15 protein-coding genes are annotated in these 17,134 nt (G+C 65.5%); 8 read left to right on the top strand and 7 right to left on the bottom strand.

Annotation, left to right across the window (positions count from 1 at the left end):
• Positions 1-16: 16 nt before the first annotated feature.
• From C8K18_RS00340 to guaD, 7 genes are all read left to right on the top strand, one after another.
• Positions 17-1,396 carry an amidase gene (locus tag C8K18_RS00340; protein WP_029967940.1) on the top strand — a complete coding sequence of 460 codons (1,380 nt, stop codon included), beginning with the start codon at positions 17-19 and terminating at the stop codon, positions 1,394-1,396.
• 162 nt (positions 1,397-1,558) lie between these two features.
• Positions 1,559-2,068, top strand: coding sequence for a disulfide bond formation protein B (locus C8K18_RS00335; RefSeq protein WP_006050218.1), 510 nt, complete (start codon positions 1,559-1,561; stop codon positions 2,066-2,068).
• 505 nt (positions 2,069-2,573) lie between these two features.
• Positions 2,574-4,118, top strand: coding sequence for a xanthine dehydrogenase small subunit (gene xdhA, locus C8K18_RS00330; RefSeq protein ID WP_181324956.1), 1,545 nt, complete (start codon positions 2,574-2,576; stop codon positions 4,116-4,118).
• On the top strand, positions 4,118-6,577 hold the full coding sequence (xdhB, locus tag C8K18_RS00325) for a xanthine dehydrogenase molybdopterin binding subunit (protein ID WP_107710723.1): 2,460 nt from the start codon (positions 4,118-4,120) through the stop codon (positions 6,575-6,577). The genes xdhA and xdhB overlap by 1 nt, the downstream gene beginning before the upstream one ends.
• A gap of 144 nt (positions 6,578-6,721) precedes the next feature.
• On the top strand, positions 6,722-7,738 hold the full coding sequence (xdhC, locus tag C8K18_RS00320) for a xanthine dehydrogenase accessory protein XdhC (RefSeq protein WP_053858611.1): 1,017 nt from the start codon (positions 6,722-6,724) through the stop codon (positions 7,736-7,738).
• 48 nt (positions 7,739-7,786) lie between these two features.
• The gene (locus C8K18_RS00315) at positions 7,787-8,833 is read left to right on the top strand and encodes an adenosine deaminase (protein ID WP_107710722.1); all 1,047 of its coding nucleotides are present in this window, start codon (positions 7,787-7,789) and stop codon (positions 8,831-8,833) included.
• 102 nt (positions 8,834-8,935) lie between these two features.
• Entirely contained in the window at positions 8,936-10,303 is a 1,368-nt protein-coding gene (gene guaD / locus C8K18_RS00310) for a guanine deaminase (RefSeq protein WP_107710721.1), read from the top strand.
• Positions 10,304-10,327: 24 nt separating this feature from the next.
• On the opposite strand, the gene C8K18_RS00305 is transcribed toward guaD, so the two are convergent.
• Entirely contained in the window at positions 10,328-11,560 is a 1,233-nt protein-coding gene (locus C8K18_RS00305; protein WP_006050212.1) for an NAD(P)/FAD-dependent oxidoreductase, read from the bottom strand.
• A gap of 121 nt (positions 11,561-11,681) precedes the next feature.
• Here C8K18_RS00305 and C8K18_RS00300 point away from each other — a divergent pair, with 121 nt between their 5' ends.
• Positions 11,682-12,410, top strand: a complete 729-nt coding sequence (locus tag C8K18_RS00300; RefSeq protein WP_029967945.1) for a class I SAM-dependent methyltransferase — start codon at positions 11,682-11,684, stop codon at positions 12,408-12,410.
• Between the two features lie 43 nt (positions 12,411-12,453).
• On the opposite strand, the gene C8K18_RS00295 is transcribed toward C8K18_RS00300, so the two are convergent.
• The 6 genes from C8K18_RS00295 to C8K18_RS00270 form a co-directional block, all read right to left on the bottom strand.
• Positions 12,454-12,897, bottom strand: coding sequence for an excinuclease ABC subunit A (locus tag C8K18_RS00295; RefSeq protein WP_029967946.1), 444 nt, complete (start codon positions 12,895-12,897; stop codon positions 12,454-12,456).
• Between the two features lie 72 nt (positions 12,898-12,969).
• Entirely contained in the window at positions 12,970-13,395 is a 426-nt protein-coding gene (locus tag C8K18_RS00290) for a hypothetical protein (RefSeq protein ID WP_044021313.1), read from the bottom strand.
• A gap of 55 nt (positions 13,396-13,450) precedes the next feature.
• Entirely contained in the window at positions 13,451-14,704 is a 1,254-nt protein-coding gene (locus C8K18_RS00285) for a beta-ketoacyl synthase (RefSeq protein ID WP_107710720.1), read from the bottom strand.
• The gene (locus C8K18_RS00280; protein ID WP_107710719.1) at positions 14,701-15,927 is read right to left on the bottom strand and encodes a beta-ketoacyl-ACP synthase; all 1,227 of its coding nucleotides are present in this window, start codon (positions 15,925-15,927) and stop codon (positions 14,701-14,703) included. The genes C8K18_RS00285 and C8K18_RS00280 overlap by 4 nt, the downstream gene beginning before the upstream one ends.
• Positions 15,927-16,652: a 3-ketoacyl-ACP reductase FabG2 gene (locus tag C8K18_RS00275; RefSeq protein ID WP_006050206.1), complete on the bottom strand. Its 726-nt coding sequence runs from the start codon at positions 16,650-16,652 to the stop codon at positions 15,927-15,929. The genes C8K18_RS00280 and C8K18_RS00275 overlap by 1 nt, the downstream gene beginning before the upstream one ends.
• Complete coding sequence (locus C8K18_RS00270; protein ID WP_107710732.1) at positions 16,649-17,134, bottom strand: hotdog family protein; 486 nt, start codon at positions 17,132-17,134, stop codon at positions 16,649-16,651. The genes C8K18_RS00275 and C8K18_RS00270 overlap by 4 nt, the downstream gene beginning before the upstream one ends.

The raw sequence follows: 17,134 nt of genomic DNA, 5'->3' as shown, positions 1-17,134 counted from the left end.
CGGATCGAACGACATCATGGCCACCGAATTCACGCCCTTCCCGCCGCTTGCCCAACTCGCCGCCGATCTCGCCGCGGGACGGACCACGAGCCGCGCGCTCGTCGAAACCGCGCTCGAACGGATCGCCGATCCGGCCGGCCAGGGCGCGGTCGCCTTCATGCACGTCGACGCCGGCGGCGCACGCCAGGCCGCCGACGCGCACGACCGTCTGCGCGCCGCCGGTACGGTTCTGTCGCCGCTCGCGGGCATTCCGGTATCGGTGAAGGACCTGTTCGACATCGAAGGCCAGCCGACCCGCGCCGGCTCGACGGTGCTGGCCGACGCGCCCGCCGCCAAGCAGGACGCGGTGGCCGTCGCGCGCCTCAAACGGGCGGGCGCGGTGATCGTCGGACGCACCAATATGAGCGAGTTCGCGTTCTCCGGGCTCGGCCTCAATCCGCATTACGGCAATCCGCTGTCGCCGTACCGCCGCGACGTGAAAGGCGACGAGCGGATTTCGGGCGGCTCGTCGTCGGGTGCGGCGGCGTCCGTTGCGGACGGCATGGCGGCCGTCGCGCTCGGCACCGACACCGGCGGCTCGATCCGCATTCCGTCCGCGCTGTGCGGCCTGACCGGCTTCAAGCCGACGTCGACGCGCATTCCGAAGCAAGGCGGCGTGCCGCTTTCGTCGACGCTCGATTCGTTCGGGCCGATCGGCGTTTCCGTGGCGTGTTGCGCGCTGGTGGACCGCATGCTGGCCGGCCTCGAGCCGCGCGTGCCGGCCGCGCGCCCGCTCGAAGGCGTGCGCCTCGGCGTGCTGACGAACTACGTCACCGACGGCGTCGAGCCCGCGGTCGCCGCCGCCATCGACACCGCGCTCAAGCATCTCGAAGCGGCCGGCGCGATTGTCAGCGAAGTGCGCTTCGCGCCGCTCGACCGTCTGCCGGAGATCAACCGCTTCGGCTTTTCGCCGATCGAGGCGTATGCGTGGCATCGTCCGTTGCTGGAAAAGCATCGCGAACAATACGATCCGCGCGTGCTGGTGCGCATTCTGAAGGGCCAGCCCGCGAGCGCCGCCGACTATCTCGACCTGCTCGCCGAGCGCGACGCAATGCTCGCCGAAGCCGCCCGCACGCTGTGGCAGCGCTTCGACGCGGTGGTCGCGCCGACGGTGCCGGTGGTGCCGCCGCGCGTCGCCGAACTGGTTTCCGACGACGATCTGTTCGGCCGCACCAACGCGCTGATCCTGCGTAACCCCGGCGTGTTTAATTTTCTCGACGCGTGTGCATTGTCGCTGCCGTGCCACCTGCGCGGCGACGCGCCGGTCGGCCTGATGCTGGCCGGCGCGCCGCATGCCGACGACGCGCTGCTCGCTATCGGCCGCGGCGCCGAGGCAGTGCTCAACGCGATTCGCTGACGCGCGCCTGCGGCATCGAAGCGCGCCTGAGTGCGTGGCGCCGTGGGGGCGGGGGTTCGCGCTAGAATCGCGGGCACCTGCCCTTTTCGCTGACAGACGGCCATAACGACCGCCTGACAGCCCACAACAGCCGCACAACACACGCACACAGCCACACGATCCATGAACAACGACAACGCGATGCTGCGCCGCGAGCGCTCCCTGCTGGTCCTGCTAGGCCTGATCTGCGTCGGCCTCGTGGCCGGCGCACTGTACCTGCAATACTTCAAGCACGAAGACCCGTGCCCGCTGTGCATCATCCAGCGCTATTTCTTCCTGCTGATCGCGATCTTCGCATTCCTCGGCGCGCGTTTTAACAGTTGGCGCGGCGTGCGTCTGCTGGAAGTCATGGCTGCGCTGTCGGCGCTGGCCGGCATCGTGACCGCCGTCCGCCACGTGTATGTGCAGGCGAATCCGGGCTTTAGCTGCGGCTTCGACGCGCTCCAGCCGATCGTCGACAGCCTGCCGCCCGCGCACTGGCTGCCGGGCGTGTTCAAGGTCGCGGGGCTGTGCGAAACCGCCTATCCGCCGATCTTGGGGCTCACGCTGCCGATGTGGGCGCTCGTCGGCTTTGTGCTGGCGTTTGTGCCGCTGGCGCTGAGTCTGGTACGCAATCGTCGACGGATCGCGTAGGCGGGATTCGCGGGTTGGGGCGGGGTTGGGGCTGCCGCTGGACTCCGGCCTCGCCCAGGCAGCCCGCTAGTGCTACCGCACCGCACACTGCCCTACCGAGCAGCGCCTCCGCCATAGCGCGCCGTCCGGCACGGCCCACCGCCGCTCCCCACCGCCTCGCGCGCCGCCACCGCCAGAACCGCGGCGCCGCCGTCAGCAAGTGCGAAAACACCGGCGCTTTCGAAGCCGGGCACACGCACCGCGAGCGCCACAGCCACCGGAGCGCCGCCCACCGCCTGGCAGGCAACACCGCCCCCAACGCAACTTCCCCGCCCCTCACGAATCCGACACAAATCGGACTTATCTCATTGCTTGTTCCGCATAAGCTTCATGCGGCATCGGAAATATTTTTGGGGCGCGGGAGTGCTATCTTCGGTTCTGGATGGCGATCTACGTGCGCGAGGCCGGCTTTGGCGCGACCCCATGCGTAACGCGCGCCCGGTCCGCACTGTCTTCTGGATTCGCCATGACAACGCAAACCATCCGCTTTTATCGCCAGGGGTCCGTCCAAGAGGTCGCGGGCGTGCCCGCCTCGCGCACGGTGCTCCAGCATCTGCGCGAAGACCTGCATTGCACCGGCACCAAGGAAGGCTGCGCTGAAGGCGACTGCGGCGCCTGCACCGTGGTCATCGGCGAACTCGACGCGCGCGGCGCGCTCGCGCTGAAAGCGGTCAACGCCTGCATCCAGTTTCTGCCGACGCTCGACGGCAAGGCGCTCTTCACCGTCGAAGACCTGCGCGCCGCCAATGGCACGCTGCATCCCGTACAACAGGCGATGGTCGACTGCCACGGTTCGCAGTGCGGCTTCTGCACGCCCGGCTTCGTCATGTCGATGTGGGCGCTGTACGAAAACCAGCCGGCCGCGGCCGGCCTGCCGACGCGCGACGAAATCAACACCGCGCTGTCCGGCAACCTCTGCCGCTGCACGGGCTACCGGCCGATCGTCGACGCCGCGCAGAAAATGTTCGACTACGCGCAATATCCGCGTACGACGCTCGACCGCGAGGCAATTGAAACAGCACTGCGCGAACTGCAACGCAACGACACCTTCGAATACCGCGCCGCCGATTCACGTGGCGCTGCCTTCGGCTCGCCGGCGTTTTACGCGCCCGTCGCACTCGACGCGTTCGCGCAGCTTCGCGCCGAGCATCCGGAAGCGCGGCTCGTCGCGGGCAGCACCGACGTCGGCCTGTGGGTCACGAAGCAATTCCGCGATCTCGGCGACATCCTGTATATCGGCAACGTGCGCGAACTGAAGACGGTCGAGCACGACGCGCAAACGCTGACCATCGGCGCCGCCGTCACGCTCGAAGACGCGTACGCGGCCCTCGCCGCCGACTACCCCGAACTCGCCGAACTCTGGACGCGCTTCGCGTCGCTGCCGATCCGCAACGCCGGCACGCTCGGCGGCAACGTCGCGAACGGCTCGCCCATCGGCGATTCGATGCCCGCGCTACTCGCGCTCGGCGCCGAAGTCGTGCTGCGTCACGGCGCGAAAACGCGCACGCTGCCACTCGACGCGTTCTATCTCGGTTACCAGAAAACCGCACTCGCCGCGGGCGAATTCGTCGCCGCGCTGCGCGTGCCGCGGCCTGGCGGCACGCTGCGCTTTCGCACGTACAAAGTGTCGAAGCGCTACGATCAGGACATCTCCGCGGTGTGCGCGGCATTCGCGCTGCATATCGACGATAGCGGCACGATCCGCGAGGCGCGCGTCGCGTTCGGCGGCATGGCGGCCACGCCTAAGCGCGCCGTGCAAACCGAGGCCGCGCTAACCGGCGCGACGTGGGACGAAGCCGCCGCGCGGCAGGCCATGAACGCGCTCGCCGCCGACTACCAGCCGCTCACCGACATGCGCGCGTCGAGCGCGTATCGGCTGAAGGTCGCGCGCAACCTGCTGTGGCGCTGCTATCTGGAAACGCGCGACGACGCGCCGCTCGCGCTCTTCGACGTCAATGTGTTCGCGTTCGAAGCCGGCACGCCGCACGCGATTGCGAAGGAGCCGTCGTGATGAACCGCACCGATGCTTTTGTCGAACGCGCCGCGGACGCCGGAGCGCATCCGGCAGAACGTCCGGCCGCCGCGCGCGAAAGCGAAGCCGCGATCGGCGTCGCGCTGCCGCACGAATCGGCCGCGCTGCACGTGAGCGGCGAAGCGACGTATACCGACGACATCGCCGAATTGCACGGCACCTTGCACGCGGCGCTCGGCCTCTCGCGCCACGCGCATGCGCGCATCGTGTCGATGGATCTCGACGCGGTCAGAAAAGCGCCCGGCGTGATCGCTGTGCTGAGCGCCGACGACATCCCCGGTGAAAACAATTGCGGCCCGGTGCTGCACGACGATCCGATCCTCGCCGTGAATGAAGTGCTGTACCTCGGCCAGCCCGTGTTCGCCGTGATCGCGGAAAGCAACGAGCTTGCGCGCCGCGCGGCCGCGCTTGCGAAAAGCGACGACGTGATCCGCTATGAACCGCTGGAAGCGATCCTCACGCCGGCTGACGCGAAGGCCGCGAAGCAGTTCGTGCTGCCGCCGCTGCATCTGAAGCGCGGCGATCCCGATGCAAAGATCGCGGCCGCGCCGCACAAGATCAGCGGCACGTTCGAAGTCGGCGGCCAGGAACAGTTTTATCTGGAAGGCCAGGTCGCGTATGCGGTGCCGAAAGAGATGGACGGCATGCTCGTCTACAGTTCGACGCAGCATCCGAGCGAAATGCAGCAGGTCGTCGCGCATATGCTCGGCTGGCCCGCGCACAACGTGGTGTGCGAATGCCGGCGCATGGGTGGCGGCTTCGGCGGCAAGGAATCGCAGTCGGCGCTGTTCGCGTGCGTGGCCGCGCTCGCGGCGAAGCTGCTGCGCCGTCCGGTGAAGCTGCGCGCCGATCGCGACGACGACTTCATGATCACCGGCAAGCGTCACGACGCGATCTACGAATACGAGGCCGGCTTCGATAACAGCGGCCGCATTCTCGGCGCACGCGTGGAAATCGCGTTGCGCGCGGGCTATTCCGCGGATCTTTCAGGCGCCGTCGCGACACGGGCCGTCTGTCACTTCGACAACGCGTACTACCTGTCCGATGTCGACATCGTCGCGCTCTGCTGCAAGACCAACACGCAGTCGAACACCGCGTTTCGCGGCTTTGGCGGCCCGCAAGGCGCGCTCGTGATGGAGGTGATGCTCGACAGCATCGCGCGTCAATTGAACTGCGATCCGCTCGACGTGCGCGCGGCCAACTACTACGGCATCGGCGAACGCGATACGACGCCCTACGGACAGCGCGTCGAAGACAACATCCTCGCGCCTTTGACCGACGAGCTACTCGACTCGAGCGACTATCGCGCGCGCCGCGAAGCGATCGCCGCGTTCAACGCGACGAGTCCGGTGCTCAAGCGCGGCCTCGCGTTCTCGCCGGTCAAGTTCGGCATATCGTTCAACGTGCCGTTTCTGAATCAGGCAGGCGCGCTCGTGCATGTTTACAAGGACGGCTCGGTGCTCGTCAATCATGGCGGCACCGAGATGGGCCAGGGGCTGAACACGAAGGTCGCACAAGTCGTCGCCGGCGAATTCGGCTTGCCGCTCTCGCGCGTGCGTGTGAGCGCAACGGATACGTCGAAGATCGCGAACACATCGGCGACCGCGGCTTCCACCGGCAGCGATCTGAACGGCAAGGCCGCCGAAGCCGCGGCGCGCACGATCCGCGCGAGGCTCGCGGAACTCGCGGCGAAGCAGTTGGGCGGTCATGCCGACGACGTGCGGTTCGCGAGCGGCGAGGTGTCGGTCAACGGCGGCGCGATGCCCTTCGAGCAACTGGTCGGCGCCGCGTATCTCGCGCGCGTGCAGTTGTGGTCGGACGGTTTCTACGCGACGCCGAAAGTGCATTGGGATGCGAAGACGCTCACCGGTCATCCGTTTTATTACTTCGCGTACGGCGCGGCCGTGTCCGAAGTCGCGATCGATACATTGACCGGCGAATGGAAACTGCTGCGCGCCGACGTGCTGCACGACGCCGGTCAATCGATCAATCCGGCGATCGATCTCGGCCAGATCGAAGGCGGCTTCATTCAGGGCATGGGCTGGCTTACCACCGAGGAACTCTGGTGGAATCGCGACGGCCGACTGATGACGCACGCGCCGTCCACCTACAAGATTCCCGCGGTGAGCGACACGCCCGCCGCATTCAATGTGCGGCTCTACGACAATCAGAACGCGGAGCCGACGGTGTTCCGCTCGAAGGCGGTCGGCGAACCGCCGTTGTTGCTGCCGTTCTCGGTGTTTCTCGCGATCCGCGATGCGATTGCGGCCGCTGTGCCGAACGCGCGATGCGCGCCGTCATTGCGTGCGCCGGCCACGCCCGAAGCGATTCTCGATGCGTTGGATGCGTTGAGTGCATCGAGTGCCGACGAAGCGAACGAGCCCGCATCGGCGCAACGCACTGCGAATCATGCGACGATCACGGACACCACGGCTTGAGCCGAACCGCACTCAACAAAGCACTGAACAAAACAATGAGTAACGCGATGAACAACGCCACAGCCCGACGCGACCCCAACGCATCGCGCCACGCTCAACCGGCCGCGCGGACACCGCGCGCGGCACTCCACGGAGAATCGCCGGATGCAAGCCTGGCTACCTGACCTGCAACATCTGCTCGCACACGGCGACGCGGCCGTGCTGGTGACGGTCGCGCGCGTCGAAGGTTCGGCGCCGCGCGAAGCCGGCACGAAGATGATCGTCACGCGCGACTCGGCAAAGCATACGATCGGCGGCGGCCACCTCGAATGGAAAGCGATCGAGACCGCGCGCCAGGTGTTGCGCGACGGCATGCGCTCGCCGCATATGCGCCGGCTCGAGCGTTTCGCGCTCGGCCCGAGCCTCGGTCAATGCTGCGGCGGCGCGGTAGTGCTCGCATTCGAGCGGCTCGACGTGGGCGACCTCGGCTGGATCACGTCGATTGCGAAGCGCCTCGCAGCCGGTCAATCGACCGTGCGTAGCGTATCATTCGGCCCCGCGCCGGACGCGGTGATGCTGTCCGATCCCGAGCCGGGCGTGGATGCCGCCGACTGCCTGCTGTGGGACGGCGCCGGTTTCGACGACAGCGGCGCGCTGCTCACCGAAACCATCGCGCCAGGCGACTTCCCGGTCGTGCTGTTCGGCGCGGGCCACGTGGGCGCCGCGCTGGTTCGCGTGCTGGCCACGCTGCCTTGCACGGTGCGCTGGGTCGACGAACGCGACGCGCAGTTTCCGCCCGTCGAATCGCTGCACGCGCACAACGTGAAGATCGACGCGAACGACGCGCCCGACGAAGCCGTCGACGAGGCCGCGCCGAATACGTACTTCATCGTGATGACGCACAACCATACGCGCGATCTCGAACTGGCCGAGCGCATTCTGCGGCGCCGCGACTTCGCGTTCTTCGGCATGATCGGCTCGCATAGCAAGCGCAAGCAGTTCGAGCACCGGCTCGCCGCGCGCGGCATCGATCCCGCATGGATTGCGCGGATGAAGTGCCCGCTCGGGGTGGACGGCATCGTCGACAAGTCGCCGGAAATCATTGCGATTTCCGCGGCCGCGCAGTTGCTTCAAGCCGTTGAAGCCAACGCGAGCCTGCATCGCACGGCGCAAACGGTTTGACTGTTTCGACCGACCGCGAGCAACAACACACACACATTCTGACCGACCATGAATAGAACAAGCCCTGCCACTCTCGTTGAAAAAACCCTGCTCGCGCCGAAGGCCGAGTTGCATATCCACATTGAAGGCTCGCTCGAACCCGAACTGATTTTCGCGCTCGCGAAGCGCAACGGCGTGAAGCTCGCGTACGACTCGATCGAAGCGCTGCGCGCGGCGTATGCGTTCACCGACCTGCAATCGTTCCTCGACATCTATTACGCCGGCGCGAGCGTGCTGCTGCACGAGCAGGACTTTTACGACATGACGATGGCGTACGTCGAGCGCTGCCTCGCCGACAACGTGATTCACAGCGAAATCTTTTTCGATCCGCAGACGCATACCGAGCGCGGCGTGCCGATCGCGACGGTCGTGGCCGGCATCGAGCGCGCGCTCGCCGACGCGCAACAGCGCGGCATGACGAGCAAGCTGATTCTGTGCTTTTTGCGGCATCTGTCCGAGGAAGACGCGCTCGCCACGTTCGAGGAAGCGCGGCCTTTGTTCGAGCAGTACAAGCATCGCCTGATCGGCGTGGGACTCGATTCGTCGGAGCGCGGCCATCCGCCGTCGAAGTTCGAGCGTGTGTTCGCGAAGGCGCGTGAACTTGGGCTCAAGCTAGTCGCGCATGCGGGCGAGGAAGGACCGCCGTCGTACATCTATGAAGCGCTCGACGTGCTCAAGGTCGACCGTGTCGATCACGGCGTGCGCAGCATCGAAGACCCGGCGCTCGTCGCGCGTCTTGCCGACACACGCGTCGCGTTGACGGTGTGTCCGCTGTCGAATCTCAAGCTCTGCGTGTTCGACGATCTCACCAAACATACGCTGAAAGATTTGCTCGAGCGCGGCGTCGCGGTCACGGTGAATTCGGACGACCCCGCGTATTTCGGCGGCTACGTGAACGCGAACTACGCGGCCACCATCGACGCGTTGAAGCTCGACGACAGTCACGTCTACACGATTATCCGCAACGGCTTCGAGGCGTCGTTCGTGACGCCCGAAGAACGCGCCGAACTGATCGCGAAGCTCGACGCGTACTGGAATCAAAACGGCCCGCATTAAAGGCACTAAAAAGCCGATAAAGGCCGATGTATCGCAGCGCGCGCGGCGTCAATCAAGCGCCGCACACGCTGCTTAGCTTTTCATTTCGGAGACGGTTTTCCCATGACTCATTCTGCACAGGCGCCGGCGCAATCGGCATTTCGCGCGCAATTGCTGACCTTTAACGGCGATCCGTCGCGCTCGCCCGATGCGGCGGTCTTCCATGAGGACGGTCTGCTGATCGTCGAAGACGGCCACGTCGTCGCGGCGGGCGCGTATGCCGCGCTCGCGTCGCAACTCGCGCCGGGCGCGTCCGTGCAGGACATGCGCGACAAACTCATCGTGCCGGGCTTCATCGACACGCACATTCACTATCCGCAGACCGACATGATCGCGTCGCCCGCGGCGGGTTTGTTGCCGTGGCTCGACACGTACACGTTTCCGACCGAGCGCCGTTTCAGCGACGAAGCCTACGCACGCGACACCGCGGCCTTCTTCCTCGAGGAACTGCTGGCTTGCGGCACGACGACCGCGCTCGTGTATTGCACGGTGCATAAGCAATCCGCCGACGCGCTGTTCGCCGAAAGCGAGGCGCGCAATCTGCGCATGGTCGCGGGCAAGGTGCTGATGGATCGCAACTGTCCGGAGTTTCTGCGCGACACCGCGCAATCCGGTTACGACGACAGCGCCGAACTGATCGGCCGCTGGCACAATCGCGGCCGACAGATGTATGCGCTCACGCCGCGTTTCGCGCCGACTTCGACGGAAGCGCAACTCGAAGCGTGCGGCGTGCTCGCGCGCGAACATGCGGATGTGTTCGTGCAGAGCCACGTCGCGGAAAATCTGGATGAAGTGAAGTGGGTCAATAGCCTCTTTCCCGGCCACCGCAGCTATCTGGACATCTACGATCACTACGGTCTGCTGCGCCGCCGCGCGGTCTACGGCCATTGCATTCACTTCGACGCGGAAGACCGCAAACGCATGGCGCAAACCGGCACGGTCGCGTCGCATTGCCCGACGTCGAACCTCTTTCTCGGCAGCGGTCTATTCGATTTCGACAAGGCCGACGAAGCCGGCATGCCCGTTGCGCTCGCAACGGACGTCGGCGGCGGCACGTCGTTTTCCATGCTGCAAACGATGAACGAAGCGCACAAGGTTGCACGCTTGACCGGACATCATCTGACGGCCACGCGGATGTTTTATCTCGCGACCGCGGGCGCCGCACAAGCGCTCGATCTCGCGGATCAAGTCGGCACGTTGAAGCCGAAGTCCGAAGCGGACTTCGTCGTGCTCGATCCGCAAGCGACGCCGCTGCTTGCGCGCCGCACGGCGCGCACCGAATCGCTCGAAGAGTTGCTGTTCGCGTTCGCGCTGCTCGGCGACGACCGCGCTGTCTATGAAACGTATGCGGCGGGCAAGCGCGTGCATCGCCGCGACGATGTGCGCGAGCATGCGCCTCGCGTGGCGCACATGGCACCGGTTGTGGCCTGACGAAGCGCTACAACCAAAGCGCGATCAACGCTGCGTGCACACCTCGTGCAACGCGTTGAGCCTGCGCACCGGATCGGCGACATACGGGTTCGATTCGTCCCATGCGTAGCCCGCGAGCACCGAGCTGATCATGCGGCGAATCGACGGCGTCTGGTCCGGATAGAAAATGATGTCCTGCAGTTCGCCCGTATACCAGCGCTCGACAAATGCGCGGAATGTGTCGATGCCCTTGCGCAAAGGCACATCGTATTGCGCGGACCAGTCGACCTGCTCGCCGTCCAGTTGACGGTTCAAGGTCTGCACCGCGAGATGCGCCGAGCGCAGCGCGATCGTCACGCCGGATGAAAACACCGGATCGAGGAACTCGCCCGCGTTGCCGAGCAGCGCATAGCCGGGGCCGTGCAAGCGCTCGACATTCGCCGAGTAGCCGCCGATGTGACGCACCGGCATCAGGAACGGCGCGTCGCCGATCAGCCGGTTGAACGTCGGCTCCTTCTGGATCAGCGCGCGCAGCATCGCCTCGCGTTCGTTTTCCGGCACATCGAGAAAACTCGACTCCGCGACGCAGCCCACCGACGACCGTCCACCCGCGAGCGGAATCATCCAGAACCACACGTCGCGACGCTCGGGGTGCGTGGCCACGCAGATCTTGTTGCGATCATGCGCGCCGGCCGGCAGACCGTCGTACACATGCGAGAACAGCGCCGCGCGCGTCGGCATGCGCGTGGGCGCTTCGAGATTCAGCAGACGCGGCAGCACGCGGCCGAAGCCGCTCGCGTCGAACACGAAGCGCGCTTCGATCTGATACGCATGACTGGCCTCGTCGGTCACGTCGACGCGCGGCGCAACGCTGTCCGTATGAACCGCCTGCACCGTGTGGCCGAAGCGCACGTCGGCGCCCTGCGCGGCCGCGCAGCGAATCAGGATGTCGTCGAACGCCGCGCGCTCGACCTGATACGTCGTGCCCCATCCCGCCGAATGCTTGTCGCGGAAATCGAACGACGACGACCGGTCGCGATACACGAACTGTGCGCCGTTCTTGTACTGGAACCCTGCTTCGACCACCGCTTGCAGCATCCCTGCTTCCTCGAGATAAGCCATGCTTTGCGGCAACAGGCTCTCTCCAATCGAAAAGCGCGGGAAGTGCTGACGCTCCAGCACGAGCACCGAGCGGCCCGCCTTGCGGAGCAACGCCGCGGCAACTGCCCCGGCCGGCCCCGCGCCGATGATGACGACATCGGCCGCCAAATGCTTCATGACATGTGTACTCAAGTTTGCCTCAATCGTTTGCTTGCTCGACGCAGCATTACGCTGCATCCTTACGCCTTGTTACATTGCATCTCTAACAGAAAGAACCGTTTTTTCCGGGGAGCCCAGCGTGCCGCCGTCTCATCCATCCACCGTGCCCTTCGTGCCGGAAACCGCATTCGGAATCTGGTTCCTGCGCACGCATACGTGGGAACACCACGTGCTGCGTGTCGCGATCGACGACCTCAAGCGTCTGATCGACACACCGTTGCCCGCGGCGCCCGTCATCGTCGACGTGGGCTGCGGACAAGGCATTTCGTTTCGTCTGCTCGCGGATGCGTTCAAGCCGCGCCGCATTGTCGGCATCGACTATCACGAGCCGTCTCTCGCGCTCGCCGCGAATGCGGCTCAAGCCTGCCGCGATAAAGTCGCCGACATCGAGCTGCTGCACGGCGACTGCGCCGAATTGCCGCTGCCCGATGCAAGCGCCGACATCGTGTTCTGCCATCAGACTTTCCATCATCTCGTCGAGCAGGACCGCGCGCTCGCCGAGTTCCGCCGCGTGCTGAAGCCCGGCGGCGTACTGCTGTTCGCCGAATCCACCGACGCGTACATCAGATCGTGGGTGATCCGGCTATTGTTTCGCCATCCTATGCAGATGCAAAAAAGCGCGGATGGCTATCTCGACATGATCCGTCGCGGCGGCTTCAGCTTTACCGAACGCAACGTCTCGCTGCCCTACCTCTGGTGGAGCCGCGCCAAAGACTTCGGTCTGCTGGAACGGCTCGGCCTTTACCGTCCGCAACCCGGCAAGCGCCGCGAGACGCTCGTCAATGTCGCGGCGGTCAAGGCCGATTGAATCAGGTGCTCCGCAGCCCGCTTATTTGGCTTACTTAGCCTGCTTACTTACGCAGCGTGACCACATCGCCCTTCAGCGCGACGCCGGCAATCACGGCGCCCGCGCCGCAGGTGAACTCGGTTGCGCTCTCGCGCACTTCGTTCTTGTAGTTGCTCTTGATGTTGATGACTGCGTTGCCGCCTTCCTTGCGCGCGCGGTCCTGCAACTCGATCACCGCCGACAGGAACACATGCTGGCACGCGTCGGTATCGCTCTTGCCGAACGCGTTGGTCTTCTTGTTGGTGGCGAACTCGCCGATCTTCTTCGCGACGGCCGGATGCCGCTGGCCCGCGAAATACAATGCGATGTCGTCGCTGACCTTGCCCGGCTCGCTATGCAACGCCGGTTCGATCGGATAGTTTTCCACCGTGTCGCGTGCGAAAGCCGGTGCAGCGCTCAGCATGGCGAACGAAGCGGCGAGTGTGACAGACATCAGATGGCGTTTCATTGATACTCCTTTGCTGGTTGTTATCCGTTTTACGATTGACGTATCTACTATTGCCTCACGAGCGAGCGCGCCTTAGTTCGCCTCGAGCACGACGAGCCTGCCGCTCACTGCAATCGCCGCGGCGCTCTGACTTACGCCGCAGGTGAACTCGCGCGACGAATTGCTCTCGCTGCTGTGAAAGCGCGTCTTGATGTCGATCACCGCATTCGCGCTGCGTTCGCGTGCCGCCGCGCGCAGCTTGCCGATGGCTTCGGTAAGCGCGTCGCGGCATGCGTCGTCGGCATCGGCGACCTTGCGCGCGATGCGCACCGAGTACGAAACGTCGCCGAGGTCGCGCTTCACCGCGGGATGGTTCTGCTCGCCGAAATACACCGGCACGGCGCCGCGCGATTCGCCGCCCGCAGCCGCGAGCGGCAGCGATTTGACTTGCGTCGCGCAGCCCGTCAGCGCTGCGGCTGCCATCGTCAATGTGCCCAGCATGAGCGCTGCTTTCACCATTCTCTTCGTTGCTTTTGTCATTCTTATTACCCTCGTTTTTAAAATCGCGGCCGTTTCAGCCGCCCCGCCACGCCTCGAACATCAAGCTCGCGCAACTGCCGCCAAATCCGAACGAGACCGACATCGCCGTATCGATGCGCGCGTCGCGCGTCTCGCGCACGAGCGGCATGCCGTCGATTGCCGGCTCCGCGCTTTCAATCCCCGCGCTTTCAATCCCCGTTGTTCCCGCGATGAAACCGTCGCGCATCATCAGCAGCGTGTAGATCGCCTCGTGCGCGCCGCAAGCGCCAAGCGGATGCCCGGTCATGCCCTTCGTCGACGAAAACGCGGGTATGCCTCGCTCCGAAGCCGCGCCGAACACTTGCGTCAACGCGCGCAATTCCTCGACGTCGCCAAGCGGCGTGGATGGTGCGTGCGTGTTGATGTAATCCGGTGCCTTGCCGGCTTCGTTCAGCGCGCCGCGCATCGCCCTCGCGATGCCCGCCGCGCGCGGCGTGACCATGCCGGCGTCGGTGCAATCACCGAATCCCGTCAGCTCCGCGTAGATGCGTGCGCCGCGCGCCAACGCGTGATCCAGCGCCTCCAGCACGAGCACGCCGCCGCCCGACGCGATCACGAAGCCGTCGCGCTCGCTGTCATAAGGACGCGACGCACGCTGCGGCGTATCGTTGAAGCGGCGCGACAGCGCGCCCATCGCGTCGAACATCAGCGTCATGTTGTCGTGCAACGACTCGCTGCCGCCCGCGAGCACGATCTGCTGACGGCCGGTCTGGATCAGTTGCATTGCCTGGCCGATCGCGAGCGCGGACGTCGTGCACGCCGACGACGGCGAATAGCTGACGCCTTCGAGCCCGAACACCTGCGCGACATTCGCCGACGCGGTGCTGCTCATTGCATGCGGCACCGTATAGGGCGGCACTTTTTCGACGCCGCGCGTGTTCGCAACGGCCATCGCCGCGTCGTAACTCGACATGGTGCCGACGCCCGAGCCGATCACCGTGCCCGCGTGCGGCGAGCGCAACATCGCGGCGTCTACGCCGGCATCGTGAATCGCTTTCTTCGCGGCGTGACACGCGAAACGCGCGGTATCCCCCATGAAGCGCTCGAGCTTGCGCTCGAACGGCGGCTCGCTATCGACCGATGCAACGCCCGCGACCTGCGAGCCGAAACCACGCTCGCGCCATGCGTCGATCCGCTCGATGCGCGACGTGCCTGCACGCAACGCGGCCGACACTTCGTCGAGCGTATTGCCGAGGCACGACACGATGCCCATGCCCGTGACCACGACGCGTTGCAGCTTCACGCTCATCGAACGCGCCTGAAAATCAGCGACGTATTGATGCCGCCGAACGCGAAGTTGTTGCTCATCACGAGTTCCGCGTCGATCTCGCGGCCCGTGCCGACGATGTAGTCGAGCGGCGCGCAAGCCGGATCGACATTGTTCAGGTTCAGCGTGGGCGCGTACCAGTTGCGCTTCATCATCTCGATGGTCCACCACGCCTCGAGCGCGCCGCACGCGCCGAGCGTATGCCCGACATAGCTCTTGAGCGAACTGATCGGCATGCGTTCGCCGAAGGTCTGCGCGGTCGCGTGGCTTTCGGCGACATCGCCGCGATCCGTCGACGTGCCGTGCGCGTTCACATACCCGATTGCGTCGGGCGGAAGCTGCGCGTCGTTCAGCGCGAGCTGCATTGCGAGCGCCATCGTTTCGGCGGTCGGCTGCGTCATGTGTGCGCCGTCCGAATTGCAGCCGAAGCCGACAATCTCCGCGTGAATCCGTGCGCCGCGCGCGAGCGCGTGTTCGTATTCCTCGAGGACCAGCGTGGCCGCGCCTTCGCCGACCACGAGGCCGTCGCGTGCGGCATCGAAAGGACGCGGCGTGAAATGCGGCTCGTCGTTGCGCGTGCTCGTCGCATACAAGGTGTCGAACACGGCGACGGCGGGCCCCGACAATTCTTCGGCGCCGCCTGCAAGCATCAACGTCTGCTTGCCCGTCTGAATCGCTTCATACGCGTAGCCGATCGCCTGGCTGCCCGACGCGCACGCGCACGAGGTCGGAATGATGCGCCCCTTGAGGTCCCAGAACAGGCTCACGTTGACGGCCGTGGTGTGCGGCATCATCTGCACGTAGCTGTTCGATGTGACGTCGCTCATCGAGCCGGTTTCAAGCATCGTGCCGAACGCGCGGATCGGCTGCACCGAACCCGACGACGAACCGTAGGCGACGCCCATGCGGCCGTCCTTGATGCTGGCGTCGTCGGCGAGGCCCGCATCGGCGAGCGCGAGTTCGCTTGCGCGCACCGAATACAGCGACACGGGGCCCATCGAACGCGTTTTCTTGCGCGGATAATGCGCGGGCGCGACGAAGCCCGGCAACGGACACGCGAGCCGCGTATGCAGCGATTCGAAGTAATTCCACTCGGGCATGCGCCGCACGGCATTCACGCCGCTTTTCAGGCGCGCTTCGATGGCATCCCAACTATCGCCGAGCGCGGTGACGCCGCCCATGCCGGTAATGACGACTCGCTTCATCAGATCATCCCGCCGTTGACGCCGATCACCTGGCGCGTGACATACGAGGCCGCATCCGACATCAGGAAGCTGACCACCGACGCGACTTCCGCAGGCTGCCCGACGCGGTTCATCGGCACCGTCTTCAGCGCGTGTTCGAGCTGCATCTCTTCGAGCATGCCGGTTTCGATCAGACCGGGCGCCACGCAATTGACGGTGATGTTGCGCGTCGCCAGTTCGACCGCGAGCGCCTTGGTCGCGCCGATCAGACCCGCCTTCGCCGCGCTGTAGTTCACCTGGCCGCGATTGCCCATCACGCCCGACACCGATGCGATGGTGACGATGCGCCCGCCCTTGCGCGCGCGGACCATCGGCATCGTCAACGGATGCACGACGTTGTAGAACGAGTCGAGGCCGGTTTCGATCACGATGTCCCAGTCTTCGTCGCTGAGCGCGGGAAACGCGGCGTCGCGCGTGACGCCCGCGCTGCATACGATGCCGTAGTACGGGCCATGCGCCGCGACATCGGCTTCGAGCACTTCGCGGCACACCGCGCGCTCGCGCACGTCGAACTGCAGCACGCGCGCGGTGCCGCCCTGCGCGGCGATGCCCGTCGCGACCGCTTCGGCCTCGGTGCGTCCGGTGCGGCAATGCACGGACACCGCGAAGCCGTCGGCGGCCAACTGGTACGCAATCGCGCGGCCAATGCCGCGGCTTGCGCCGGTAACGAGAACACGCCGGCTCATGAACTGAAACTCCCCTCAATGAATGACTGAAAATCGGCTGGCTGAAACACCTTGATCACGGCCTCGGCGCAGCACACGTCGCCGTCGTGAATCGTGCATTCGTACGCACCGTGGCCTTCCTCGCTGCGCAAAAGTTCCGTTGCGTGAACCAGCAGTTGCGCGCCGCCTGCGAAGCTCGGCTGCAACGCCTTGTAGCTGCGTGAACCGAGCAGCACGCCGGGCCGCGCACGGCCGCCGCCTCGCATGGCCAGCAGCGCGACATGCGCGGCAATGGTCTGCGCCATCAGTTCGATGCCGATCCACGCGGGCATCGCGCCTTGCGCGTCGGCGTACCATGCGTCGGCGTGAACGGTCGCGCGCGCGGTCAGCGTCTCTTCGCTGAACGTGTTGACCCCGTCGATCAGCAGCATGGTGCCGCGATGCGGGATGATCGCTTCGATCGGTTGCTGCAGCAGTTCGTCGATAGTTCGCGTGTCGTTCAT

Source organism: Paraburkholderia sp. GV068, from assembly GCF_003058125.1.
In the GTDB taxonomy this organism is placed as follows: Bacteria; Pseudomonadota; Gammaproteobacteria; order Burkholderiales; family Burkholderiaceae; genus Paraburkholderia; species Paraburkholderia graminis.
The sequence above is the reverse complement of the archived record's forward strand: the minus strand, read 5'-3'. Positions and strand labels throughout refer to the sequence as shown.